Annotated in this window: 20 protein-coding genes; 14 read left to right on the top strand and 6 right to left on the bottom strand. The window is 42.6% G+C overall.

Translation table 11 applies throughout. From position 1 onward, the window contains the following. The first annotated feature begins 249 nt into the window (after positions 1-249). The 6 genes from H5125_RS12625 (at position 250) to H5125_RS12600 (ending at position 4678) form a co-directional block, all read left to right on the top strand. Positions 250-534: a hypothetical protein gene (locus H5125_RS12625; protein WP_182744395.1), complete on the top strand. Its 285-nt coding sequence runs from the start codon at positions 250-252 to the stop codon at positions 532-534. Positions 535-607: 73 nt separating this feature from the next. Further along, a complete protein-coding gene (locus H5125_RS12620) occupies positions 608-1267 on the top strand; it encodes a DsbA family protein (protein ID WP_101088479.1) in 660 nt (219 codons plus the stop codon). Positions 1268-1621: 354 nt separating this feature from the next. Next, a complete protein-coding gene (locus H5125_RS12615) occupies positions 1622-2056 on the top strand; it encodes an OsmC family peroxiredoxin (protein ID WP_123777477.1) in 435 nt (144 codons plus the stop codon). 389 nt (positions 2057-2445) lie between these two features. Then, positions 2446-2595 carry a hypothetical protein gene (locus tag H5125_RS22215; protein WP_259395455.1) on the top strand — a complete coding sequence of 50 codons (150 nt, stop codon included), beginning with the start codon at positions 2446-2448 and terminating at the stop codon, positions 2593-2595. A 115-nt stretch (positions 2596-2710) separates the two neighbouring features. Then, entirely contained in the window at positions 2711-4204 is a 1494-nt protein-coding gene (locus H5125_RS12605) for an FMN-binding glutamate synthase family protein (protein ID WP_259395454.1), read from the top strand. A 198-nt stretch (positions 4205-4402) separates the two neighbouring features. Further along, the gene (locus H5125_RS12600) at positions 4403-4678 is read left to right on the top strand and encodes a coiled coil domain-containing protein (RefSeq protein WP_182744394.1); all 276 of its coding nucleotides are present in this window, start codon (positions 4403-4405) and stop codon (positions 4676-4678) included. A gap of 222 nt (positions 4679-4900) precedes the next feature. On the opposite strand, the gene H5125_RS22210 is transcribed toward H5125_RS12600, so the two are convergent. Next, positions 4901-5212 carry a hypothetical protein gene (locus tag H5125_RS22210; protein ID WP_259395453.1) on the bottom strand — a complete coding sequence of 104 codons (312 nt, stop codon included), beginning with the start codon at positions 5210-5212 and terminating at the stop codon, positions 4901-4903. Between the two features lie 608 nt (positions 5213-5820). Here H5125_RS22210 and H5125_RS12590 point away from each other — a divergent pair. Both H5125_RS12590 and H5125_RS12585 read left to right on the top strand, forming a co-directional pair. Further along, positions 5821-6909: an alkene reductase gene (locus H5125_RS12590; RefSeq protein ID WP_182744392.1), complete on the top strand. Its 1089-nt coding sequence runs from the start codon at positions 5821-5823 to the stop codon at positions 6907-6909. A gap of 81 nt (positions 6910-6990) precedes the next feature. Continuing rightward, the gene (locus H5125_RS12585) at positions 6991-8373 is read left to right on the top strand and encodes an NAD-dependent succinate-semialdehyde dehydrogenase (protein ID WP_182744391.1); all 1383 of its coding nucleotides are present in this window, start codon (positions 6991-6993) and stop codon (positions 8371-8373) included. A 455-nt stretch (positions 8374-8828) separates the two neighbouring features. On the opposite strand, the gene H5125_RS12580 is transcribed toward H5125_RS12585, so the two are convergent. Both H5125_RS12580 and H5125_RS12575 read right to left on the bottom strand, forming a co-directional pair. Further along, positions 8829-9527, bottom strand: a complete 699-nt coding sequence (locus H5125_RS12580; protein ID WP_182744390.1) for a Crp/Fnr family transcriptional regulator — start codon at positions 9525-9527, stop codon at positions 8829-8831. Positions 9528-10123: 596 nt separating this feature from the next. After that, positions 10124-10309 carry a hypothetical protein gene (locus H5125_RS12575; protein ID WP_162022975.1) on the bottom strand — a complete coding sequence of 62 codons (186 nt, stop codon included), beginning with the start codon at positions 10307-10309 and terminating at the stop codon, positions 10124-10126. Positions 10310-10482: 173 nt separating this feature from the next. Between H5125_RS12575 and H5125_RS12570 the strand changes: the two genes are divergently transcribed. After that, a complete protein-coding gene (locus tag H5125_RS12570) occupies positions 10483-11268 on the top strand; it encodes a PRC-barrel domain-containing protein (protein WP_182744389.1) in 786 nt (261 codons plus the stop codon). Positions 11269-11778: 510 nt separating this feature from the next. On the opposite strand, the gene H5125_RS12565 is transcribed toward H5125_RS12570, so the two are convergent. Then, positions 11779-12387, bottom strand: a complete 609-nt coding sequence (locus H5125_RS12565) for a TetR/AcrR family transcriptional regulator (protein ID WP_101088468.1) — start codon at positions 12385-12387, stop codon at positions 11779-11781. 216 nt (positions 12388-12603) lie between these two features. Between H5125_RS12565 and H5125_RS12560 the strand changes: the two genes are divergently transcribed. Next, positions 12604-13140 (top strand): peroxiredoxin-like family protein, encoded by a 537-nt coding sequence (locus H5125_RS12560; protein WP_101088467.1) that lies wholly within the window; start codon positions 12604-12606, stop codon positions 13138-13140. 277 nt (positions 13141-13417) lie between these two features. Here the strand turns inward: H5125_RS12560 and H5125_RS12555 are convergent, their stop codons facing one another. Next, a complete protein-coding gene (locus tag H5125_RS12555) occupies positions 13418-15571 on the bottom strand; it encodes a pyridoxamine 5'-phosphate oxidase family protein (RefSeq protein WP_182744388.1) in 2154 nt (717 codons plus the stop codon). A gap of 131 nt (positions 15572-15702) precedes the next feature. Next, positions 15703-16323: a glutathione S-transferase family protein gene (locus H5125_RS12550; protein WP_182744387.1), complete on the bottom strand. Its 621-nt coding sequence runs from the start codon at positions 16321-16323 to the stop codon at positions 15703-15705. Positions 16324-16480: 157 nt separating this feature from the next. Between H5125_RS12550 and H5125_RS12545 the strand changes: the two genes are divergently transcribed. From H5125_RS12545 to H5125_RS12530, 4 genes are all read left to right on the top strand, one after another. Then, entirely contained in the window at positions 16481-17362 is an 882-nt protein-coding gene (locus H5125_RS12545) for a LysR family transcriptional regulator (RefSeq protein WP_101088464.1), read from the top strand. A gap of 546 nt (positions 17363-17908) precedes the next feature. Then, positions 17909-18595 carry a DUF6781 family protein gene (locus H5125_RS12540; RefSeq protein ID WP_182744386.1) on the top strand — a complete coding sequence of 229 codons (687 nt, stop codon included), beginning with the start codon at positions 17909-17911 and terminating at the stop codon, positions 18593-18595. A gap of 10 nt (positions 18596-18605) precedes the next feature. Further along, positions 18606-20288 carry an AarF/ABC1/UbiB kinase family protein gene (locus tag H5125_RS12535; RefSeq protein WP_182744385.1) on the top strand — a complete coding sequence of 561 codons (1683 nt, stop codon included), beginning with the start codon at positions 18606-18608 and terminating at the stop codon, positions 20286-20288. A 708-nt stretch (positions 20289-20996) separates the two neighbouring features. After that, the gene (locus H5125_RS12530) at positions 20997-22544 is read left to right on the top strand and encodes a methyl-accepting chemotaxis protein (RefSeq protein ID WP_182744384.1); all 1548 of its coding nucleotides are present in this window, start codon (positions 20997-20999) and stop codon (positions 22542-22544) included. Positions 22545-22853 lie beyond the last annotated feature (309 nt).

The raw sequence follows: 22853 nt of genomic DNA, 5'->3' as shown, positions 1-22853 counted from the left end.
TGCAAGGTGAGTATAAATTTCCCATAGCTTGTATGTATCTACATGAACGGTTGGGTGTAATAACATCACGATAACATGGCACAACCTATTAATTATGATTACGGCAGCCAATATCGCGATGAAAACACCAATAAAACGGCGTTTTACCGCTAGGGAAATCGTTAATTTATTAAGCCATTGAATGGCTTTTTTATGTTCTCCGCCCGTTAACTTCGTTGCTCATCGCACTCATCGAGGGCATTACTCACTTTGTTTGCTGTTTACCACCTCATTGGTTTTACGCCGGTTAAAACTTCGAGTATTGATGCCTATAAGGACAAACATAGTCGTATTTGTTTGGTTGAACTTGCTAACAAGTTTATCGACAGTCGCGACAAAAACACTTCCTTTTTCAGCACTATGTCATCTATTGAGTATGGCTCAATAGATGACAAAGTTGTGCCGTTTATCTACACGCTTGTGTACATACAATGGCGTAGAAATGCCTGTAAAAAAGTGTATGTACGCAGTCGCACAGACAGTCAGATTGGCTGATGACATGATTTGAAGTTCTGACGTTATCGTACCGTGCGATTAAAGATCCTCAGATGAAGGAGTGACATGCCAAATGGATAAAACCTTAATCATAGATTATTACACTGACATTCTTTGTGTCTGGGCTTGGATTGCTCAGAAACGTGTTGATGAACTTAATAAAAAATTGGGACATAAAATCGAACTTAAATGTTACTACGTTGACGTTTTTGGTGATGTACCGACAAAAATAAACACTCAATGGCAATCAAAAGGCGGGTTTATTGGCTTTGCCGAACACATACAACAGTCAGCATCTGCCTTTGAATATGCCTATATAAACCCAAAAGTATGGACGCAAGTTAGACCCACCACTTCAGCCAATGCGCATTTGATGCTTAAAGCGGTAGAGATTACTTATGATAAAAAGAAAAGTATCGATATGGCGCTAACATTTCGAACCGCATTTTTTGTTGATGGCTTGGATATTGGCAACCTTGAAGTCCTCTGTGATTTAGTTAACGCCAATGGACTAGACCTAAACACCATCAATACCAGTATTGGTGATGGTTCTGCTATGGCATCTTTAATGGGTGATTATCAAAAATCAAAGAGTCAAGGCATTAACGGTAGTCCTTCATATGTCCTTGATGGTGGGCGTCAAACATTGTATGGCAACATAGGTTTCGGCGTAATTCTTGCTAATATTGAAGAGCTTTTGAAGCATCCAACAGATGAGGCAAGTTGGTGCTGAAACGAAAGTGTACAGAGGTGAAGTTGAGAAGCATGTCTTCGATTGGAACATGAGGTTCTGCAACGACCCAGCGCTATTTTACGTAATCAGATTAGCGCCTTTGCAGCCGTCACATCTGTTGGATATCGCACAGACGAATACCTATGGCCAAGTCCAGACTGACATACATTGAAAGTATAAGTCGTCTCAGTTTACCCAATCCTTAGCGCCGAAACTGACCAGATTACATCTGTTTGTGACAACCGGCTTATGGTAATCAGATAAGCTATAAATGCTTTAATAACAAGGGAATAATTACCATTACTGTCAAAATTGAAACCCTTCTTGAGAAATGTGATATTTAGGAGACAGACCATGATTGAAAAAATAGCAACTATCCAGTGGCAAGGTCAAGGTAAGAAAGGCCAAGGTAAAATAAGTACCGAGACCGGTGCACTGAAGCAATATCCTTACGGCTTCGGTAGTCGCTTCGAGGATGACCGAAGTGGCACTAACCCTGAAGAGATACTAGCCGCAGCCCATGCCGCGTGTTTTACTATGGCGTTTTCATTCGCCTGTGATAAGGCAGGGTTTGCCACCGCCAATATCGACACTAAGGCCAGCGTTCGTCTCGCTAAACAAGGCGAAGGTTTTGTTATAGACCGTATCGCGTTGACGATGAGCGCAGAGGTTGCGGGCATCGACGAGGCGAAATTTCAGGAGATTGCGGCTGCGGCAAAGTGTGACTGCCCGGTATCGAAGGCTCTTGCCGGTGTTGAGGATATTACCCTGCAAGCGACACTGAAGTAGGTCATCTCCTGAGACACGCTGTCAGCCCGCGCCATGCAACTACACAGCAGCAACTACACGGCAGCAACGCCAAAGTCAGACCGAACGCTAAAACGAAGGTTTAATGACTGTATTCATATCCTGTTCCAGCATTTTTCTAACCGTCGGCAAGATTGCCGACGGTTCTTCTACGGTGAATAACGTTCGGTCTGGTGTCCGTGCGTTAACACATTCATCAATAGTCCTGATTTGGCAACTAACTCGGATACATAGACACAGAGCGGTTCGTCAATCGCATGAAAATGACACCAACGTTTGATAGCGTACAGACAGCGTTGCCGCTTTTACCTTTTAATAGTTCTGTATCGCTCTCATGTTGGTACATTTAACATTCGAAGGAGACGATACCTATGTTACGCACCGTTAACAATATAGAGGACTATGTCATCAGTGCTACAGATGGCAACATTGGTCATATCAAAGTCAAACGGATTCAGCATAAGGGGCCTGTGCTAATCAATATTTTTACCGTTCCCAATGCCTCCGTTCGTAAACATTGATCAAGTGAAAGGCATGGCAGCATCCATGGCAAAATTAATGCTGAATGGAAAATTTGCAGAAAGAGTCGATACAACCAATACCGATCTAAAATACCTACGGGAATTATTATAAAACATGATGAAGCAAGCTATTAGGTTCACCACAATCGTCCTGCTTATTTTTGCCGTATTCATCTGCATTATTATCTGGCCTTTAGCAGGTTCTATTGTTCTTGTAGCGTTGCTCGTGCTGCTTGGGTTGTATGATTTATTTCAAACAAAACACACGATACTGAGAAACTATCCTGTCATTGGTCATATTCGTTATCTATTAGAAATGATAGGTCCAGAGCTTCATCAATATTTCGTAGAGTCTGATACCGATGGTAAACCCATTAACAAGAATCATCGCAATTACATCTACGAGCGAGCCAAAGAGCAAAATCAAACACGCCCCTTTGGCACTCAGCTAGATGTATATGATGATAATTACAAATGGATGCAGCACAGCATTTATCCTGCCAGCAAAATGGACACACCGCCACGGGTTATCATTGGCGGCAAAGATTGCCAACAACCTTACAGTGCTAGCCTATTTAATATCTCAGCCATGAGTTTTGGTGCGTTGAGCAAAAATGCAATTCAAGCCTTAAATTTGGGCGCTAAAGCAGGTGACTTCTTTCACGATACAGGCGAGGGAGGTATATCAGAATACCATTTACAAGGTGGCGATTTAGTGTGGGAAATTGGTACAGGTTATTTTGGTTGCCGCACAGATGATGGCTGTTTTGATGCGGAAAAATTTAAAGAAAAGGCAAATTTTGAGCAAGTAAAAATGATTGAAATCAAACTTTCACAAGGTGCAAAACCCGGGCACGGAGGGGTACTTCCCGCAGCCAAAAATAATCAAGAAATTGCTGGAATAAGAGGCGTTGAACCCCATACTGATGTGCTTTCACCTCCCGGCCATTCAGCTTTTAGCAATGCAGAAGGGTTATTGCAGTTTGTTGATCAATTGAGAGTACTATCCAACGGAAAACCTGTTGGCTTCAAACTTGCCATAGGCAGTAAGCAAGAGTTTATTGAAATATGTGAAAAAATGCTGGAAACAGGTATTAAACCCGATTTCATCACAGTGGATGGCGCAGAAGGGGGAACAGGCGCCGCTCCCATCGATTTCTCAAACTATGTCGGTATGCCTTGGGAAGATGCACTCATTTTCGCCGTGAATACGCTCAATACCTACAAGCTTAAAAAAGACATAAAAGTGATTACAGCGACTAAGATATTTACCGCTTTTGATCTTTTTAAAGCCCTTTGTATCGGGGCTGATATCTGTAATTCCGCTCGGGGTATGATGTTGGCTTTGGGTTGTGTTCAGTCCCTGAAATGCAATACCAATGAATGCCCTACGGGCGTCGCCACAAATAACCCCAAATTTGTGAGAGGCTTGGTGGTTTCAGAAAAATGGCAAAGAGTCCGTAATTATCACCAACACATGTTGGAAGATTTTTTGCAACTATTGGCCGCTTCGGGCTGTGATTCACTTGAAGAAATGAATCGAAGTTTAATTTATAGAAAGCTTGATAAGCAATGGTTTTCCTATGATGAGGTGGTAAAAGTCCGCTGATTTTTATGAATTCACGCTATTTAAACGCCGTATCGCTATACGCATAGCTATAACAGAAGCCGTGTCTACGCCTGCCATGATGCTTATGAGAGTGCCACGTTTTCACTGCAACATCATCTCTCAGAATGTGAGCGATTCTCAAAGTCTCATCACATCAACATTGGGCCCTGACAGGCCACAACATAAAGGAGTTTAACCATGAACAAGAAAAAAGCTTACCAAAAAAAACTACAGGCACAATTAGACCAGTGGAGCGCAGAGATCGATAAGCTCAAGGCAAAAGCTGATAACGCGGAGGCCGATGTACAAATTGAGTACTACAAACAAATCGAGGAACTGCGAACGATGCAAAAATCGGCCAACAGCAAACTTACCGAACTTAAGGCATCCAGTGACGATGCATGGGAGGAGCTTAAGGCCGGTATGGATAGTGTGTGGAATTCGCTGAAGTCGGCCACCTCTAAATTCAAATAAACAGCTGGTCATCTCGGTAGGATCTTGTGGTTATCGTTGTGCAGTTACCATATCCAATTCACCACTTAATCGTTCACTCTACAGTCGAATATGTTTACTTTTTGTAAATGCAACCCGAGCGTAAACGCTCGAGAATGCGACTTGCCAACTCTGCCAATATACTATTGGTGGGTAATATTACAAAGGATCATTGTCAGTGGTCAGTGTTAGTGACGGAGGCGGTTAGTCACTAGTCAGGCTCTGCAAGGCATTGGTGATCTCAGTCATCCGCGCCGCCGTGACTTTACCATGAACCTGCGATATAAGATTACCGTTCTTATCCAAAACAACAATGACCGCCTCTTCGCTATCAGAGGGCACACCCAACGCGCTTTCCATGATCTGTGAGTTGAGAATCCAGGTTTGATCGTGATAGCGCTGTGGCACTTGTTCTTTGGCTCGGCTAATGACATCTTCTTCCGACATAAAGAAGGGTAAATTGACAGCCAGTACGTCGCGAACCCGATATTTACTATGATCAATCTCTGAGCGCAATGTGTTAACCCACTCCCGAGTGGATATTGCGGCATTGCGAGACGGCGTAAGTATGAGCAGTGTCGGTTGACCTATCAGTTTGTTACTGTCAACTTTTTCGCCGCTAAGCGCCGTCGCTGTAAATGACGGCCATGGTCCATCGCCTGCGATAGCAGACGGCCCACATAGGGTTAGTATCGTAAGTAGGGTCAGTTCAGTAACGCGTCGGGATGTTGAGCCCCAAATTGTTGTCGGTATCATTGGTCTGGTTAGCATAGTATTCCTCCGCTCAGTAGTAGGGGTGCGAACAAGCAGGCCAAGCCAGATCCAAATACAGAAGTCGCAGCATTCAGTGAAACGCCTTCATAAATCATCTTGGCTCTCATGTCTGACGAGTAAGCATCACACATACAATATGCGATTGACGACATTTCATCTGTTCGCTAGCGAACTTTCTGCCAGCCAATGACCCTATTAGATCTGCAGGCGTCATTTGTGGGTATGTGTTCTAACGAACAGACCAGCTAAATGCCAGCGCGCAAGCTGTAGTTCTCAGGACTTGCCGCAATGATCTTTTCCTCGGGTTCGGCAGGATTCATCCTCATCATACATAACAGGATATCTAGCTTATGCTTTTCGAAACGTTTTCTAACCGCTCGCTGCAGCTATCCAATCGCATGGTAATGGCGCCGTTAACACGCAGTCGGGCTACGCCTGAGCACACGCCTAACGCGCTGATGGCAACGTACTACGGCCAACGTGCGACGGCTGGACTGATTATTACCGAGGGCACTTCGCCCAGCCCGAACGGACTGGGCTACCCACGCATCCCCGGTCTTTTCGATAGCACGCAGATGAATGCATGGAAGGCAAGCACATCAGCGGTACACGCCAAAGGCGGTAAAACTTTCTTACAATTGATGCACTGCGGTCGAGTCGCGCATGTCGACAACTTGCCAACAGGTGCCGAAATACTCGGGCCAGATGCCGCGGCATGTCCCGGCGAGATGTATACCGACACCCTAGGCATGCAGCCCCACAGTACGCCCCGCAAAATGACCGAGGCCGACATCGCTCATGTGATAAATGAGTATGTGACGTCAGCGAAGCTCGCGCTGGAGGCAGGTTTCGACGGTGTCGAAATACACGGCGCCAACGGCTACTTAATCGAGCAGTTTTTGAATCCGCTGATCAACCTACGCACTGACGGTTACGGCGGCAGCATTGAAGGCCGCAACCGACTCGCGCTGGAGATTGTGCGTGCGACAGTGGCAGCCATCGGCAGCGATCGGGTTGGTATCCGGCTCTCTCCTTACGGTGTGTTCAATGGCACCGGCGCATTCCCCGACATAGAGACGCAGTACCTGGCATTGACTAAGGCACTTTCCTCACAGGGGCTTCTCTACATCCACTTGGTTGATCATTCCTCCATGGGGGCACCAACGGTACCCGCCGACTTTAAGCTTAAGCTGCGCGCTGGTTTCGATGGTCTGTTCATTCTGTCTGGAGGGTTTGATCATCAAAGCGCTGAACAGGCGTTACGCGATAAACATGGCGACCTGGTAGCCTTTGGCCGTCCGTTTTTGGCTAACCCTGATCTCGTCGCTCGGATGCGCCAAGATGCAACGCTCAACACGCCAGACGAAGCGACTTTTTACGTACCTGGCGCCAAGGGTTATACCGACTATCCAACTCTCGCGACTTCTCCAGAGCGTTAACGCCAAAAGTTATCGCCGAGGTAGCACAATTCAGTAGAAGCTTGCGGCGTCCATGAGACCAAATTGAAACAGGATTTCACTATGACTTACAAAAGCATTAATCCCAATAACGGAACAATATTGAAGACCTTTGATGAAATCAGTGATGCACAGCTTGAGATCAAGCTTGCCACTGCGCATGCCTGTTACCAGACATGGAAAAACACCAGCTATAAGCAACGCGCCGCTATTATGGCCAAGGCTGCAGAACTTCTGCATGCGCATACTGATGACTATGCCAAGCTGGCAACACTGGAGATGGGCAAGCGAATTGATGAAGCCCGTGGCGAAGTCAATTTCAGTGGTAAAATCCTCAGCTATTATGCAGACCACGCAGAAGCGTTTTTAGCACCAGAGAAACTTGACCCGGAACATGGCGAAGCCCATATGGAAAGCAGCCCGATAGGCGTGATTTTCTGCGTCGAGCCGTGGAACTTTCCCTTTTATCAACTTGCTCGTGTCGCAGGCCCGCAACTGATGGCGGGCAATGTTTTGGTGGTGAAACATGCCAGCAATGTACCCCAATGTGCTATTGCCTTTGAGCAGTTGTTGATTGATGCGGGCGCACCTGAGGGGTTGTACACAAATCTGCTGGTTTCGCACCAACAGTCTAACCAGATTATCGACGACCCGCGCGTCAAGGGCGTGGCACTGACAGGTGGTTTTGCCGCTGGCAGAAGCGTTGCCGCCCGAGCAGGGCAAAACCTCAAACCCTCGTCGATGGAACTCGGTGGCAGTGATGCCTTTATCGTGCTTGATGACGCTGATCTCGACAACACTATTCCTTGGGCTGTTTGGGGGCGTATGTACAATCAGGGTCAAACCTGCTGTGCTGCTAAACGCTTTATTGTGCTCGATTCGATTGCTGACAAATTCATCGAAAAGTTTCAAACCGCGCTTGAACTTCAGCAACCTGGCGATCCGATGGACGAAACAACGACCAAGGGACCGATGTCGCAAGAAGCCGCTCTGGTTAATATTTTGAAGCAGGTCGATGATGCTGTAGCCCATGGTGCTAAGGTGTTAATGGGCGGCAAGCGTATCGACTGCCCGGGCTCTTTCATGCAGACCACGATACTGACCAACATTGCGCCAGGCAACCCTGCTTATCGCACTGAGTTCTTCGGCCCAGTTGCGTTGATTTTTCGGGTCAAGGACGAAGCCGCGGCCATAGCGCTTGCCAACGATTCTGACTTCGGACTTGGTGGATCTGTGTTTACCGAAGATGCCGCTCGTGGCAAACGCGTCGCCAGTCAGATTGATACCGGTATGATGTTCATCAACAATATTGATTGGACCGATGCCGCGCTTCCGTTCGGTGGCGTTAAAGATTCCGGTTATGGCCGCGAACTCGGCGAAATGGGCATTCAGCAGTTCGTTAATAAGAAGCTGGTTCGCACCATTTCGATGGCAGCACCGGTGTAACGGTTGCACAGCTAGGGGCTAGCAAACTGAAAATATTAATATTTCACAAGCAATACCCTATATGGCAACGGCATAAGATGGCGAACGAGCTTAGTTATCTAAGATAGCGGCATAGTTATCGAGAGTTTAACTAAATCGATGGGTTAGGTGGCTGTGGTTTGACAATGCTATGGTTTGACAATGCTGTGGTTTAACAATGCTATGGTTTCACAGCGCTGAGTTTGAATGAAATTAATTCATAGCACTTTAAGCGTCTAGCTGTGAAGCCGATTAATCTTGCTTGGGAGGATATAGAAAGGGCATGACGTCATTGTTTTTAATGTTTGGAATGATTTGTTATAAACGACAAGATGGCCAAATATACCATGTCAAGCCACCAATGAGGGGTAGCTTGGCATAGATGATTTAGTTAATAGATAATTTAGTTAATAGATGATTAGTTAATAGATGATTAGTTAATAGGTTTCTAGTCTATCGGTTTCTGTTTTTACCACGGCATAACATTCGCAGCACAGCGTTTCGAGTTTTTGTCTGTTGGTCACGGTAATTTGACCGCGCTTATAGTTGATTACCCCAAGTTTTTGCAGTTTACCGGCGGCTTCAGTTACGCCTTCTCGTCTGACTCCTAACATGTTGGCGATCAACTCTTGGGTCATTGTGAGATTGTTGCTAGCCAGTCTATCAAGTGATAGCAGCAGCCAACGACAAAGTTGCTGGTCGATAGAATGGTGCCTGTTACATATTGCCGTCTGCGCCATTTGTGCCATCAGTGCTTGAGTGTAACGTAACAACAGTTCGCGAAGGTTTTGATTGTCGTTAAATTCATCGAACAATACTGATGCGGACAATTTATAGGCTCGGCCTGCGCTTTGAACTATGGCGCGATTTATGGTGCTTTCTCCCCCCATAAACACGGCAATGCCCACTAAACCTTCATTGCCGACAACAGATATTTCTGCCGATGCGCCATCTTCGAGAACATTCAGTAAAGAGACAATACTATCAATGGGAAAATAGACATTTTCAAGGTTTTGACCAGCTTCATAAATAACTTTACCTAAGGGCAGTTTTATTATCTTTAACTGTGGAAATAAGCGCTGTTTTGTCGCTTCAGGTAATGCTTTAAGTAATGCGTTCTCATTTGGGTCAATCATTGATAACCTTTCAATATATTAAAGTGAGACATTCACTACTTGCTATGATCTTTCTTATGATATTGATTTTATTCAATATTACATAATACTTAAGTAATCTTGTTATCAATATAACAGAGTTTGTTGAATCGAGAGGGTTAAAATGCCTTGTTTAGCGTGATTTGCGATCACAGCAGGCGAGTGGAACCATTATTTTTGGTTCAAAAGGCATTGCATGTTGAGTTGTATTTATGAGTTGTATTTATACTCATCGACAGGATATTTAGTTGGGGGGGGGAGATAGTAAAAAGACCTTTGCAAAGCTGCGTTTCGCTCATAGGAAAGAGACTAAACAACGGCCTACAGCGATTACGTTTAGGCCGCAAGTCAGCTGCTAAGGCTGCAGTTTTGTGAAGATGGATGGCATAAAAGGGCTGAGCAGCAAAGTGATTGCAAAAGCCATTTTTCTAGTGGCTATACATTCGGCTTTTGCCGCCGGAGTTAGTTAAGTTTATGTGCTTTAAGCTTATGTGCAGTCTGATGCAAAATGCATTTAACATCTGATTTTTCGTCGACCTAAACTCACATGTTGAAGTGCTTTGACTGATATTTACAATTTAATCATTTTGAATATCATCAAGCGCCTGACGAACTTCATCCAAAATTAATCTGTTTGCCACTTTTTCATCGATATCGGGTACATCCCATCCAAAAATAGCGCGATATTTCTCAATCAAATTGTTGACGTCTTCGATGATATCGCTGCGATGGGCCGCTAACTCTAATTTTTCTATGTCAGTCATGCTCGTTCACCTTAAAAGTTTATAGATAACTCCAGATTAAACTATTATTCATGCTCCATCGGTGCGACACCGAACAGATTGAATAGAAAATTTGGTGCAAGCTGATAGACATCCACTCTATTAGGAAAGCAATGATTTATTGTTTGCCATCTTTAATCTGGAGCAAATACATCATGTTACATACATTGAATGATTTACAAAATTTATCTATTCACGCCTCTGATGGCGATATTGGATTAACCAAAGATTTTTATTTTGATGACAAGCATTGGGTGATTAGATATTTGGTAGTCGAAACGGGTTCTTGGTTATCAAGCAAAAAAATATTGCTTTCACCCATATCAATCAAAGAATTTAATCAGGAACAAAAGACGCTTGCTGTCACAATCTCAAGAGAGCAGGTAAAAAACAGCCCTGACATCGATAGCGAGAAACCAGTCTCTAGGCAGCATGAGGTCGATCATATGGAATATTATGGTTACTCACAATACTGGGGTAACACTGGTATTTGGGGAAGTGAGCCCAGTCCTAACATGATGGCAACGGGTTATTATAGTGTCGCGCCAAAGCCAGATAACTTAGATAACCCAGAGATGTCCGCAGATGTTGAGGCAGCACTATCACGGGATAATGATCATCATCTACGCAGCAGTCATGCCGTGGCGGGTTATCACCTTGATGCCATAGACGGTGAATTGGGTCATTTGCAAGGTATGTTAATAGATATCGACACTTGGGCTATTCGTTATTTGATTATTAACACCAGTAATTGGTGGTTGGGTCATCTGGTTTTGATTGCGCCCAAATCGATTAAAGAGGTGAGTTGGCCTACCTCTAAAATTTATGTTGATATGACGCAGCAGCAAGTGAAAGATGCTCCCACGTACGATCCATCAGTGCCTTTCGATCTTGAACATGAGCAAAATCTGCATACTCATTATGGCCATAATGATAGATAACATTATTACCTCTCTATGAGGTGTTTGGTTGTCGTGTTTAGGTTGTTTGTTTAAAAAGTGTTCTTGGAGTAAGTTATCTATTTCAATATGAAAATATAGTCAATATCAGTTAGTCATTGCAGTTTTTTCTTCTTGAAATTGCTGCAATTAATTGAAACTAGGAGACTAATTTAATATTTAATACGATGACTTTGAACCCAAGGGGTACCCTTTATAAAAACAATCTATCTGTTTTCAACATTTAACGATAAAGCTTTATCAGACATGATGAAGCTTTTTTGTGTTGATGAAAGACTCCCATCAGATTCATTAGACCATTACACAAGAACCTCGCGGGCCTGAGACACACAGACCTTTAAATACTCTTCAAAGGTGTCGACTAAATTAAGCGTTCCGATGAAGCTTAAATGGTGGCTGGATTTACTTTCATGAATGAAAGATAAACATTTATGCAGGCGCTTTGGATTAGGTTGTTGCTTCAAATTGGCTGGCAATTTTGTTTTGATACAATCAAGGGCTTGCTAATATCATGTGCACTCTATACTCGACATCTTGTTTCATACTTTCTGATTCGAATCCCGCGCGGGCACGAAATACATAGCCCTGTCGAATATCAAACATAAGCTTTGCACGTGCTAATGATGGAAAATTGGCAGGTAAAACACCTCTTGCTTTTTCTAGCTCAAAGCGTCGCGATAATCGCGCATCGGTATCTAATACTGCTCTTTGTAATAGTTCTTGTGCTCCCTCGACCTCGCCAGCACTTGTGGCAACGCTGGAGCTGAGAAAGCAGCCTTTTGCGCCGCTACCATTTGCAGTACTGTAATCAATCACTGCAATCATGAACGAGCGGACAGCTTGGTTAATATCGGGTTCTGTTTCAAAGGCTACTAATGGTGCGCATGCATCAATTGTGGCGTAGCAGTTTATAGCTTCTAAATAGAGTTTACGTTTGTCACCAAAAACCGAGTAAAGGCTAGGGCTGTTAATACCCATTGCTTGGGTTAAATCTTTAATGGAGGCGGCATCATATCCTTGTTTCCAGAAAACATGCATGGCGGACAAAAGTGCTTCGCTACGATCAAAAGCGCGTGGCCTACCAGCCTTATTTTGAATCATATCGGATACCTCAACGCTGTGGATTTAATGATTTATTTTAGTATCAAATGATACATAATTCAATTAATTAAAACCCATTAACCTCGGTAAGGTAATGATTATGCTCTAGGAAGTTGTCTATATTAGCAATATAATTTTGTAACGATCACTATGAAATATTGACACCTTGGCATTATTTTGTTTTTATAATATTCACTACAAAACATTGGAATAAACATGAACTCATCTAAATTAGTAGCAGGACAAACCTTTCCAGACATCACTCTAGCGCTGCTTGGTGGTGGTGAAATTAATCTTACGGCTGTTCCGGCAGAGGGCTGCGATTGGCGTATGGTGGTTGTTTATCGCGGTAAGCACTGTCCCATTTGTACTCAATATCTATCGACGTTGAACGAGCTGTTGCCTGAATTCAAGAAGTTAGGTGTTGATGTTGTAGCTGTATCCGCCGATCCCATAGAAAAAGCGATGGCTCAAATGGAGCTGGTTAAGCCTTTATTTGATGTGGCGTACGGCTTAAGTATTGAACAAATGCAACAAATCGGGGTGTATATTTCAAATCCTCGCTCGCCGGAAGAAACTGACCGACCTTTTGCCGAACCCGGATTGTTTATTATTAATGATAAAAAACAGGCACAAATTATTGATATATCGAATGTTCCTTTCTCTCGCCCAGAGCTGAAGTCAATGATTATGGGTTTAGGTTTTATCCGTAATCCACAAAACAATTACCCAATAAGAGGAACCTACAAATAAAAAATCATGGCCCTCTACATGAAGAAGTACGGCAACTAATTGTGTAGTGACATGGTATTTTAGCCACCTAAATAGAGGTAATATTATTGCCTCGTACATGACTTTAGGTGAGCAAATGAAATCAAATACCAGAAGCACACCATAATACCGTTGCTGTAGCGGTATATTATGGCGTGCTATCTTTTGGCAAGTGGATACTGCGGTGAAAGCAGGCCGTTGTGGTTTTATTTTCATAACGTTCATTCATCAATGGCGGTATCGTTATGTGTTACAACGCTTATAAATCGATTTCGACGATGCTTATTTCATTTAAATTGCTGTGTGATGATTGTTTTTTAGGAACCGCACAACAAAGCAATACCTCACCTTCGGTTGGAGTGACCACTGGCTTAGTTCGATAAGTGATTGATCCTTTTAGCAGTCTTACTGCGCACGTGCCGCAAGTTCCGTTACGGCAACTGAAGTTAGGCGTGAGCCCATGGTTTTCTGCTGTTTCTAAAAGTGTCGCATCATTTGCGTTCCATCTTTGTTCAAAACCAGACTTAACAAATTTGATGACGGCTTCATCGGCTTCGTTTTCTGCTGCAAGTGACTTTTTTGCTTCAAGTAACATTTTTTCTTCAAGTAACATTGATTCATTATCGATTTGGCGAATAAGTGCCGCAGGCCCAAACGCTTCGGCAAAAATACGTGCATCACGTACTCCTAAACTGCGTATTTCATCATAGAGTGCTTGCATAAACGCAGGTGGACCACATAAGTAAAAATCATAATCGTCTAGTGCTAATATTTGCCGAAGTGTATCGGCGGTAATGTGGTCGATTGCATTAAAATCAATGCCTATTTTTTCCTGCTCATTAGGTTGAGTGATAATTGAATAGTATCGAATTTTACCATTAGATTTTATTTCAGCATCACGGAAGTTTTGTGTAAAAGCGCGTTGTTGGGTCGTTTTGGCGGCGTGTAATATGGTCAATGGTCTTAAATGACGGGTACGCTCAGCTTCATTTAGGATATGCGAGGTCATCGAAATCATCGGCGTAATCCCTACGCCTGCGCCGATTAATACGGCCGGGCGCTTTTCTGCTGCATCAATATAAAAATTACCCGAAGGAGCTTTAGCTTCAATAACATCGCCGACGCGCACATTATCGTGTAAGCATTGCGAAATAGTGCCATTAGCTTCTCGTTTAACTGAAATGCGGTAATACATGTCGTCTGGTGTTGATGATACGGTATAAGTTCTTATCACGGCTGTGTTTGCATTGGGTGGGGTAAGGCGCACCGTTAAAAACTGCCCCGCTTTTGAAGACACTAACGGGGTGTTGTCTTTTGGTTCTACATAAAATGAACGAATAACACTACTCTCATTTTCAATACGTTTGACTGTATAAGATAACCACGATTCTCTTGTGGCTTCAGCTGCCAGTGAAGCATGTGCTTGTTCCCAATCACCAGCCATTAAAGTATTTGGTGAATACGCAGTAAACGATGCGCGAAAGGGTAGTGCATTCCTTAATGTCACTCCGTGGCTGAGAGTGAAACGCCATGCTCGTTCAGCACCTTTAAAAGCGCTGACTTCTGGAGTGTCTTCCCATAATAATTCGACAGTGCCGGTTAACATAAATAAGTCACCAGTCGAAAAGTCGATAAATACCAAGCCTGCTTTAGGGTTAACCAAAAAGTTACCGAGAGTGTTAAAAAAATTGTTGCCTGAATAATCAGGAATAGTCAGTGTATTGCCGTCTACTTTCACAAAACCAGGCCGTCCTCCACGGTGTGAAATGTCGACACCTTCATGTTCAGGGTGTTCTTTAGCTGGCACATAACTGGACACAAAAAAGGTATCAGCATCACGGATTATCTTACTAACATCATGACTCAATACCGTAAATTCTTCTATGTTAGAGGCCGGATTAGTGACGTGAGATTGTTTATTAAATTGAATACTGCGGCTTTGTATATATTGCGGACAATTGCCAAAAGATTGATCGACAGATATTGAAAAATGAGTAGGATTGATTTTATGAACCCGGCCATTTACACGATTACGACGACGAGAGTGCATTTCAATACCAAGTAAACCTAAAGGACTACCATCATTTTTTAGTTGTGGTGCGATAGGGTCTCCAGCTATTGCCGATGCGTTAATCGTTAATGTTGTTGAGTCTGGTGATGTTATAAATCCTGGATATCCCGAAAGTATCGATGCCCAAGGCCAACCTTGTTGGTCAACACTGCCAGCAACAATAAAGGGCAGTTGTTGATAAAACTCACGATGTTGTTCTGGAATGTATGGACGTATTGCGCGTTGTCCAAAACTCTCCATCACAGCGCGTTTACCAACACGATCCTGAATATTCTGTTCACCAGGATGAAATGGCGATAAAGCTGATTTTTGATGGGTCTTATCGCGAGTTTGGTTTTGCATAATAGGCATCTCTTAGCGGGATTTCGGTGGCACTGGATATTGAATAAATCAACAGGCCCTACGACTGGCTCACAAATTCATCGGTACCAAAAATCCGCAGTGGATGTGCGAGCTGCCAAGAGCTAGTCGTCTTATGCTACTAATCCAGCTTTGGTTGCTGGCATAGCAACAAATCCTCTCAACCCTTCAATGTTTGTTAACCAGCGACGTACATTTGGGTAAGGTGCTAATGACACATCGCCTTCAGGTGCATGAGCAACGTAACTGTATATAGCAAAGTCAGCTAAGCTGATTTTATTTGCGACCAGATAATCTTGGTCGATAAGTTGTGCTTCTAATTTTGTTAACGCTTTTTCTGCTGTGGCTTTAGCAAACACCGGATCTGATGGTGAATTAAAAACATTAATTAATCTCGCTGCGCCTACGCCATAAGAGATTTCGCCCGCTGACATCGCAAGAAAACGATGCATTTCTGCTTCATGTTGCAGATCTTGAGGGATAAACGAAGGCGCATATTTACGAGCCAGATAAATGAGGATTGAAATTGAGTCGTGAACAACTGCATCACCGTCTTCAATAACAGGGACCAAACCCAAAGGGTTAAGGGTAAGAAACGGTGCTTGTTTATGCTCCCCAGCAGGAAGATCTACGTGGATAATGTTGTGCGCAATCCCCGCGACACTCGCAAATAGCTGCACGCGATGAGCATGACCTGAAAGTGGGAAACTGTGAATTTTAATGGCATTAGACATGATGTGTTCCTTTAAGGGTTGAATGATTTGTGCGTGAGAAAAGAATAAAGTTCACACGGTATAAATACAATGACCTGTTTTATTGAAACATTATCTCTATTATGGATATAATATTAATGGCTGTTATTAATGGTCATTACTCATGTGAGGATCATCTATGGATACAATTGATAGTATGCGTATTTTTGTTGCGGTCGCGGGGCAAAAATCGTTTACGGCGGGGGCAAAACAGCTAGGTATTAGTACTAATTTGGCCAGCAAGCATGTGCGACAGTTAGAGGCCCGTTTAGGTGCGCAACTTATTCATCGTACAACTAGACGTGTCACTTTGAGTGATACAGGACTCGCGTATTTTGAACGCTGCGTGTTTATAATTGATCAATTTGATGAGTTAGAAGGTTTAGTTCAAGAGCGTCAATCCGAACTTGCTGGGCCTATTCGTATTACTGCGCCAACAGGATTTGGGTCAAGGGAATTGGTAGAAGCGATTCGACCTTTTCAAATTGCACACCCTAAAGTGTCTATCAATCTGCATCTGTCCGATCAGCATGTCGATATACTTGACGAAGGTTTTGATCTCGCCATTCGTTTTGGTCCACTGCAAAATTCTACGCTTATTGCTCGTAAGTTGCTTACTATGCGATTAGTGGTGTTTGCATCACCGGAATATATCAATACACATGGTGAACCATTACATCCTAGCGATTTATCAACACATAATTGTTTATTACAATCATCGTCAGCAGATCCGGAGCATTGGGCCTTTACGGTTGCTGGCACAGAACAAAAATATCGGGTAAATGGGTCTTTTACGGCAAATTCGCCTCGGGCGGTCGCGCATATGGCCGTTGGAGGTTTAGGTATTGGTCGTTGTCCGCTGTACACCGTTGAACCCTTTCTTAAAAGTGGTGAGTTGGTATTGTTGTTTGACGATAAGATGGTTAGCGTATTTAACTTATACGCTGTATATCCTTCTGCACGTCATTTAACAGCTCGGATTAGAAAATTGATAGATCACTTAGTAACGGCGTTAGGATAATTTTTATCCAAAATAATATCGTATCAGCTTAGGGCTATTGACCATTAAACCTGCATTGATGATGTTATTCCATATGTCGATGAGGTCATTGATACACTTAGAACTCAGTTTAATTCAACTGAGTATCATAATTGACGCTATTAAAAATATCTTATAATCCAATCGCTTAATGAGTTCTCAACGCAATAGTAAGTGTTTGAATTGTTGCTAATCTTAAAATACTCCAGTTCGTCTTCTCGACCGCTTCGGACATTTAATGGATTTAGATTTTTAACATTCACATAAATATAAAAATTAAAAAAGTGAGGTTTCAGGGTTGTGTGATTATTGTCCGTTATTTACGACATCTTTGAGGTGCATCAAGGTTTCATCGACACATTTGACTTAGATTTATTAGGTAAGTGTTATTTTTATTTGCTGTTATGTATCAGATTCTTTCAGCTCTACTTAGCCAAGGTGGGTTAGCAAAAAGGTAAAATAGCAGCATTAATAGACCGATAATGTTTGGATTGTCCTAGCAGCCTGACGTTTTATAGGTGAATCAATATGAGTAAAGCTAAAAGTGATACCAATAAACATCGTGACAATCTCGAAGGAGACATTAAAGAGGCGGTTGAGGCAGATAAGGATATTCGGGACACCGTTCGGTGCATTACTCTTAAAGCATTGAGTGAAGGCAAATTGGACCTCAATGAGCTCTCACAGATTGCACGCTGCGTGATTAAAGGTGCCGGTTTAGGTGCAGTTATACATAGTCGTGATGGTCAATCCCACCAGCTCACTAAGGCGGTTGCTGGGCTTGAGGATGCCTTATGTTCTGCCGTAGATGCATCCAAATTAGCTGTTGAAGAAGCCAGTTCGCATGTTAACACCTTTAGTAAACAAGATTTACAGCGCACCATTAATGACCTTAGTGAACTTGAAGCTATGTATTTAGAGACGTTAAAAGACGTGGCAAAAGAGGCTAATGAGGCGGTATCCGTTACTTTAAATGATTTGGCTCGTCATGGTCGAGTAAGTGGCACCGCCGTCGGCCAGAAAGTAACTGAAATTTCAATATTGTTAAACCAACAATTCAGTGAACGGTTAAACGATACAGTGACTGCTGGAGTCGATTCTGCAGCTAAAATAACAAGTAACCTCGCTTATGCGGCAGCAGGTTTTCTTGATGCTTTTGCACAAAAATTGGATGAGAAATCAACATCTAATTCCAACTCAAATAAGAGTCAATAATGGGTGAAGCATGCTTTGGGAAACGTTAGGTACCGCGCGAGATATTGGCCGACTGAATGAGCTTGCTTCGGTTTTAATTCGTTATGGCTTCGGCGATGTGTTGCGCAGGCTTGGCCTTGCTAATGTGTTTAATGTCGCCGGTAAGGCTCTGCATTGGAAGCATGCAGCTGAAATAACCCAGTTAGAATCACCGGTTAGGTTTTGCCATGCACTAGCAGAAATGGGACCAACCTTTATCAAACTAGGACAGATCCTTGCTACGCGTTCAGACCTATTTCCACCAGAGTGGACTGCTGAATTTGAAAAATTGCAGAATCATGCGCCGCCGGTATCATTTGAATTAATCTGTAAACAGTTACAGGAAGACTTAGGTTGTAGTCCGCAACAGGCTTTTGCCGAATTTAATCCAACCCCTTTTGCTGCCGCATCGATTGCCCAAGTTCATCGGGCTCGCCTACACGATGGTGCTGAAGTCATTATTAAGGTTCGCAGGCCAGGCATAAGACCTGTTATGGAAGCTGATCTACGTTTACTTGCCCGTATTGCAGAGGTGATGGAGTCAGAGTCACCGACACTACGCCGTTTTAGGCCTCGTGAGGTGGTCCGTCAATTTACCCATTCTCTACGGCGGGAACTGGATTTATTGGCCGAGTGTCGTAATGCTGAAAGGGTGGCAAACAATTTCAAAAGTAACCTTAACATCGTTATTCCAAAAGTGTATTGGTCGTGGTGCAGTGAACGCGTCAATGTTCAACAGTTTATTGATGGTATTTCTGGACGGAATATAGCAGCAGTGGAGCAGGCTGGATTAGATAGGAAGCTGTTAGCTAAGTATGGTGGTCAAGCTGCGTTGAAAATGATTTTAATTGATGGTTTTTATCATGCGGATCCCCATCAAGGTAATATTTTTTATCTGCCTGAAAATCGAATCGCATTTATTGACTTTGGCATGGTGGGACGATTGTCTTTCGAACGCCGCCATCAAGTGGTGCAACTTTTACATAGCATGGTTGAATTGGATGCTTCTCGTGTTGTTGATGTATTACTGACTTGGGCTGGCGATCCTCCGCTCAATTGTGAGAATCTTACTTTTGAAGTAGAAGAATTTGTTGATAAGTATCATGGCGTTTCGTTAAAAAGTTTCCATTTGAGCATGATGTTGACTGAACTGATATCACTGCTTAGAGAATATGGCCTCAGCTTACCTCCTGATATTATTATATTGATCAAAGCATTAATTGCGCTTGAAGGTGTTGCCCTGCAATTAGATCCTGACTTTAATATGGTGTCTGAAGCAAAACCATTATTACACCAGTTAATGTTAGAACGATACGCACCAGACGCATTGGCTAAAAGAGGTTGGCAAGCCATTGTCGATACCGGTGAATTGTTAAGTGGATTACCGCAAGACTTACAACAACTTTTACGTTCAGCCCGTAGCGGTAGATTTCAGCTGCATATTGATGTCACAAGACTAAAAGCCTTTGGCAATCAACTTGATCGTGCTGCTAGTCGAGTTGCCATTGGCAATGTGGTAGCGGCTATGATTATTGGATCGTCTATTGTGATGACAGTTGATGGAGGACCAACTTTATTTGGTTTGCCGTTATTTGGCATACTTGGATTTCTGAGTGCTGCCGTCGGTGGGATTTGGTTGTTATTCTCTATTTGGTCAAGCGGGCGCTGGAAGTAGCAAATTATCACTACATCAATAATAAACATGAGGCTGCATAAATTTTATGCAGCTTTGCAGTGCCAAAGCATTAAAAATAGACCTCGATAAGAGTAAATCATATTACCTTTGCTGTTTTGTACGATATGAGTAACTGCTCCATTGATTCAGTGTACAACATAACCGTTCCTTCCAAAAACAAGCTGAATGATCAGACCATTTAGTCTAAAAGGTGACAAGAAGTTGCAAACACTCAATGCTGTCTAATGCTTAACGTGTAAAATCTGACGTTTAAAATCTGACGTTTAAAATCTATAAACTACATTTGTACTTAATTGATGTAGTCACTAACGCTTTATCTAATTCAAATGTGAAGAGACTTTTTCTTAACTAATCGTTGGTTTTTTGCGGTAAATCGACATGTTATTTATGTGCTCTATTGATAATAAAAAACGTTTCATTCGTGCTGCTTTAGGTATTAGTACTGACTGTTATGTCAAATTGTTGCATAGGTAAACTTCACTCAAATACTTGAATCGGTCACGCAATGCTTGTTGAAAAACAATCTATGAAAATAATGTGCAATAACAAGATCATGCAATGGCTCGATTACGTCATTGATACGGTTTAAACGCATCGGTTGAGATGACGATTAACGCTTAGACCAAAGTCGATAGCCAACAATGACATAGAGAGTGCTAATCTGAGTAAAAATGGATTGGAGTATTCATGCTAAATAGAATGATTTTGATTAATGGTTTAGTGGTATTTGCCATCACTGTACTGCTGAGTTATTTAACCTTACCTCCTTGGCTGTATGCATTATTGATCGCACTCGCGTCCGTAGCCACGCTACTGCTTACCCACAAAAAACAAATAAGCCCAGAAATCCTTGAGTCATCTCAACAAGATGAGCATGTTGCGAGTGGTATCAGCAAAGCCGCCACTCGAATTGCTATTGGTGGGGCTGAAGTGTCATTTTTTATTGAAAACCTAGCACATGCAATGGGTTTGCAAGTTAAGCATGTTCAAGAAATATCAGAGCGTGCGGGTAATTTAGAGCAAGGTGCTCAACAACTGTTAGGCCAATCAGCCAAAGTACGTTTACTGGTTGAAGAGGCAAATACCCAAGCTTCAAGCTACGCCAAAGAAATAAAACAAGTTGATGAACAACAACGCAGCTTGTCTACTGAAATTGAATCAACTGCAGTGTTATTAATAGAACTTAACAACAAAGCAAACGCTATAAGCAGTATCACCGACACTATTAATAAACTATCTGATCAAACCAATATGTTGGCACTCAATGCTGCAATTGAAGCGGCTAGAGCTGGTGAACAAGGCAGAGGATTTGCCGTGGTTGCCGATGAAGTTCGTAATCTGGCACATAAAACGGCTGAAGCAACGCAAGGTATAGAATCATTGCTGTCAGAAATTGGTGAAAATAGCATTCAATCTGTACAAGCAATGCAACGAGTCAGTGACATGGGGGGAAAACTCTCACAGCGTATGAATGAGATTTATATTCTTACAAAGGCAAGCCAAGAAAGCATGGCCGATGCAGCAAGCGAAATGCTGCAAATGGATCAAACTGTAGGTTTTACCGTTGATAACACCAATGGCATAGGTGCCAATATTGAAGGAATAGGGGCCTCTATACTCAAAGTTGATACCGATTTAATAGAAGCTTCAGATCGAGTTCTTGAGCTTAGTGGCTTTGCCGAACAGATATTTCGTCATTTACAAAGTTTCGATTTATCGGATAAACACGCAATTATCGCTAATGTCGCACTCAATGCTGCGGCTGATGTCGGAGCGATTTTTGAAAATGCTCTGTTAAAAGGTTCACTCACACAAGCCCAATTATTTGACTCAAATTACCAGCCAATCCCTAAAACCGACCCTCAAAAATTTACCACTGGTTTTGACCGTTTTACTGACTCCAATTTACCTAGCATTCAAGAGGCCATTTTAAAAAATAATACCGATATTATTTATGCCGGAGCTGTAGATGTAAGAGGGTATTTCCCTACCCACAATATCAAATTTTCTCAGCCTTTAAGCGGAAACCGGGAGCAAGATCTTGCTGGTAATCGCACCAAACGCATTTTTAATGACCCTACAGGAAAGCGATGCGGCAACAATACTGAAAGTTTTTTACTGCAAACATATAAGCGTGATACCGGTGAGGTGATGCATGATCTCTCTGCTCCAATTTATGTTAACGGCAAACATTGGGGAGGATTTAGAATTGGTTACAAGGCCGAAGAGTCATAAATAATTAGCTCTATCCGGCTAATTTTTATGATTTTATGAGTATGTAGCCAACGAAACTTAACACAGGGGAATCATGTTTTTCTTTCATTGACTAATTTCTAACATGAACAGCAATCTAAATTCACTTGTTGTGCGTTATTAACAATCAACATTACCAGCATAAAAAATCAAGTAAGCTAAAATTATTACCTTGTAGAAACCGCCCATAAACATACCGTTTATTCATATCGGTAAAAACATTATCTTTAACTTATTAGTCTTTAAAGGCTAGCTTAGTTAAATATTTAGGCTTTTCTGTTTAAGGCTAAA

This window comes from Shewanella sp. SR44-4, assembly GCF_014163715.1.
Taxonomy (GTDB): domain Bacteria; phylum Pseudomonadota; class Gammaproteobacteria; order Enterobacterales; family Shewanellaceae; genus Shewanella.
The sequence above is the reverse complement of the archived record's forward strand: the minus strand, read 5'-3'. Positions and strand labels throughout refer to the sequence as shown.

Bases quoted from the DNA above. Each gene is read 5' to 3' on its own strand.
- H5125_RS12620 (WP_101088479.1), top strand. From the start codon at position 608: ATGGATAAAACCTTAATCATAGATTATTACACTGACATTCTTTGTGTC.
- H5125_RS12615 (WP_123777477.1), top strand. From the start codon at position 1,622: ATGATTGAAAAAATAGCAACTATCCAGTGGCAAGGTCAAGGTAAGAAA.
- H5125_RS22215 (WP_259395455.1), top strand. From the start codon at position 2,446: ATGTTACGCACCGTTAACAATATAGAGGACTATGTCATCAGTGCTACA.
- H5125_RS12605 (WP_259395454.1), top strand. From the start codon at position 2,711: ATGATGAAGCAAGCTATTAGGTTCACCACAATCGTCCTGCTTATTTTT.
- H5125_RS12600 (WP_182744394.1), top strand. From the start codon at position 4,403: ATGAACAAGAAAAAAGCTTACCAAAAAAAACTACAGGCACAATTAGAC.
- H5125_RS12590 (WP_182744392.1), top strand. From the start codon at position 5,821: ATGCTTTTCGAAACGTTTTCTAACCGCTCGCTGCAGCTATCCAATCGC.
- H5125_RS12585 (WP_182744391.1), top strand. From the start codon at position 6,991: ATGACTTACAAAAGCATTAATCCCAATAACGGAACAATATTGAAGACC.
- H5125_RS12580 (WP_182744390.1), bottom strand. From the start codon at position 9,527: ATGATTGACCCAAATGAGAACGCATTACTTAAAGCATTACCTGAAGCG.
- H5125_RS12575 (WP_162022975.1), bottom strand. From the start codon at position 10,309: ATGACTGACATAGAAAAATTAGAGTTAGCGGCCCATCGCAGCGATATC.
- H5125_RS12570 (WP_182744389.1), top strand. From the start codon at position 10,483: ATGTTACATACATTGAATGATTTACAAAATTTATCTATTCACGCCTCT.
- H5125_RS12565 (WP_101088468.1), bottom strand. From the start codon at position 12,387: ATGATTCAAAATAAGGCTGGTAGGCCACGCGCTTTTGATCGTAGCGAA.
- H5125_RS12560 (WP_101088467.1), top strand. From the start codon at position 12,604: ATGAACTCATCTAAATTAGTAGCAGGACAAACCTTTCCAGACATCACT.
- H5125_RS12555 (WP_182744388.1), bottom strand. From the start codon at position 15,571: ATGCAAAACCAAACTCGCGATAAGACCCATCAAAAATCAGCTTTATCG.
- H5125_RS12550 (WP_182744387.1), bottom strand. From the start codon at position 16,323: ATGTCTAATGCCATTAAAATTCACAGTTTCCCACTTTCAGGTCATGCT.
- H5125_RS12545 (WP_101088464.1), top strand. From the start codon at position 16,481: ATGGATACAATTGATAGTATGCGTATTTTTGTTGCGGTCGCGGGGCAA.
- H5125_RS12540 (WP_182744386.1), top strand. From the start codon at position 17,909: ATGAGTAAAGCTAAAAGTGATACCAATAAACATCGTGACAATCTCGAA.
- H5125_RS12535 (WP_182744385.1), top strand. From the start codon at position 18,606: ATGCTTTGGGAAACGTTAGGTACCGCGCGAGATATTGGCCGACTGAAT.
- H5125_RS12530 (WP_182744384.1), top strand. From the start codon at position 20,997: ATGCTAAATAGAATGATTTTGATTAATGGTTTAGTGGTATTTGCCATC.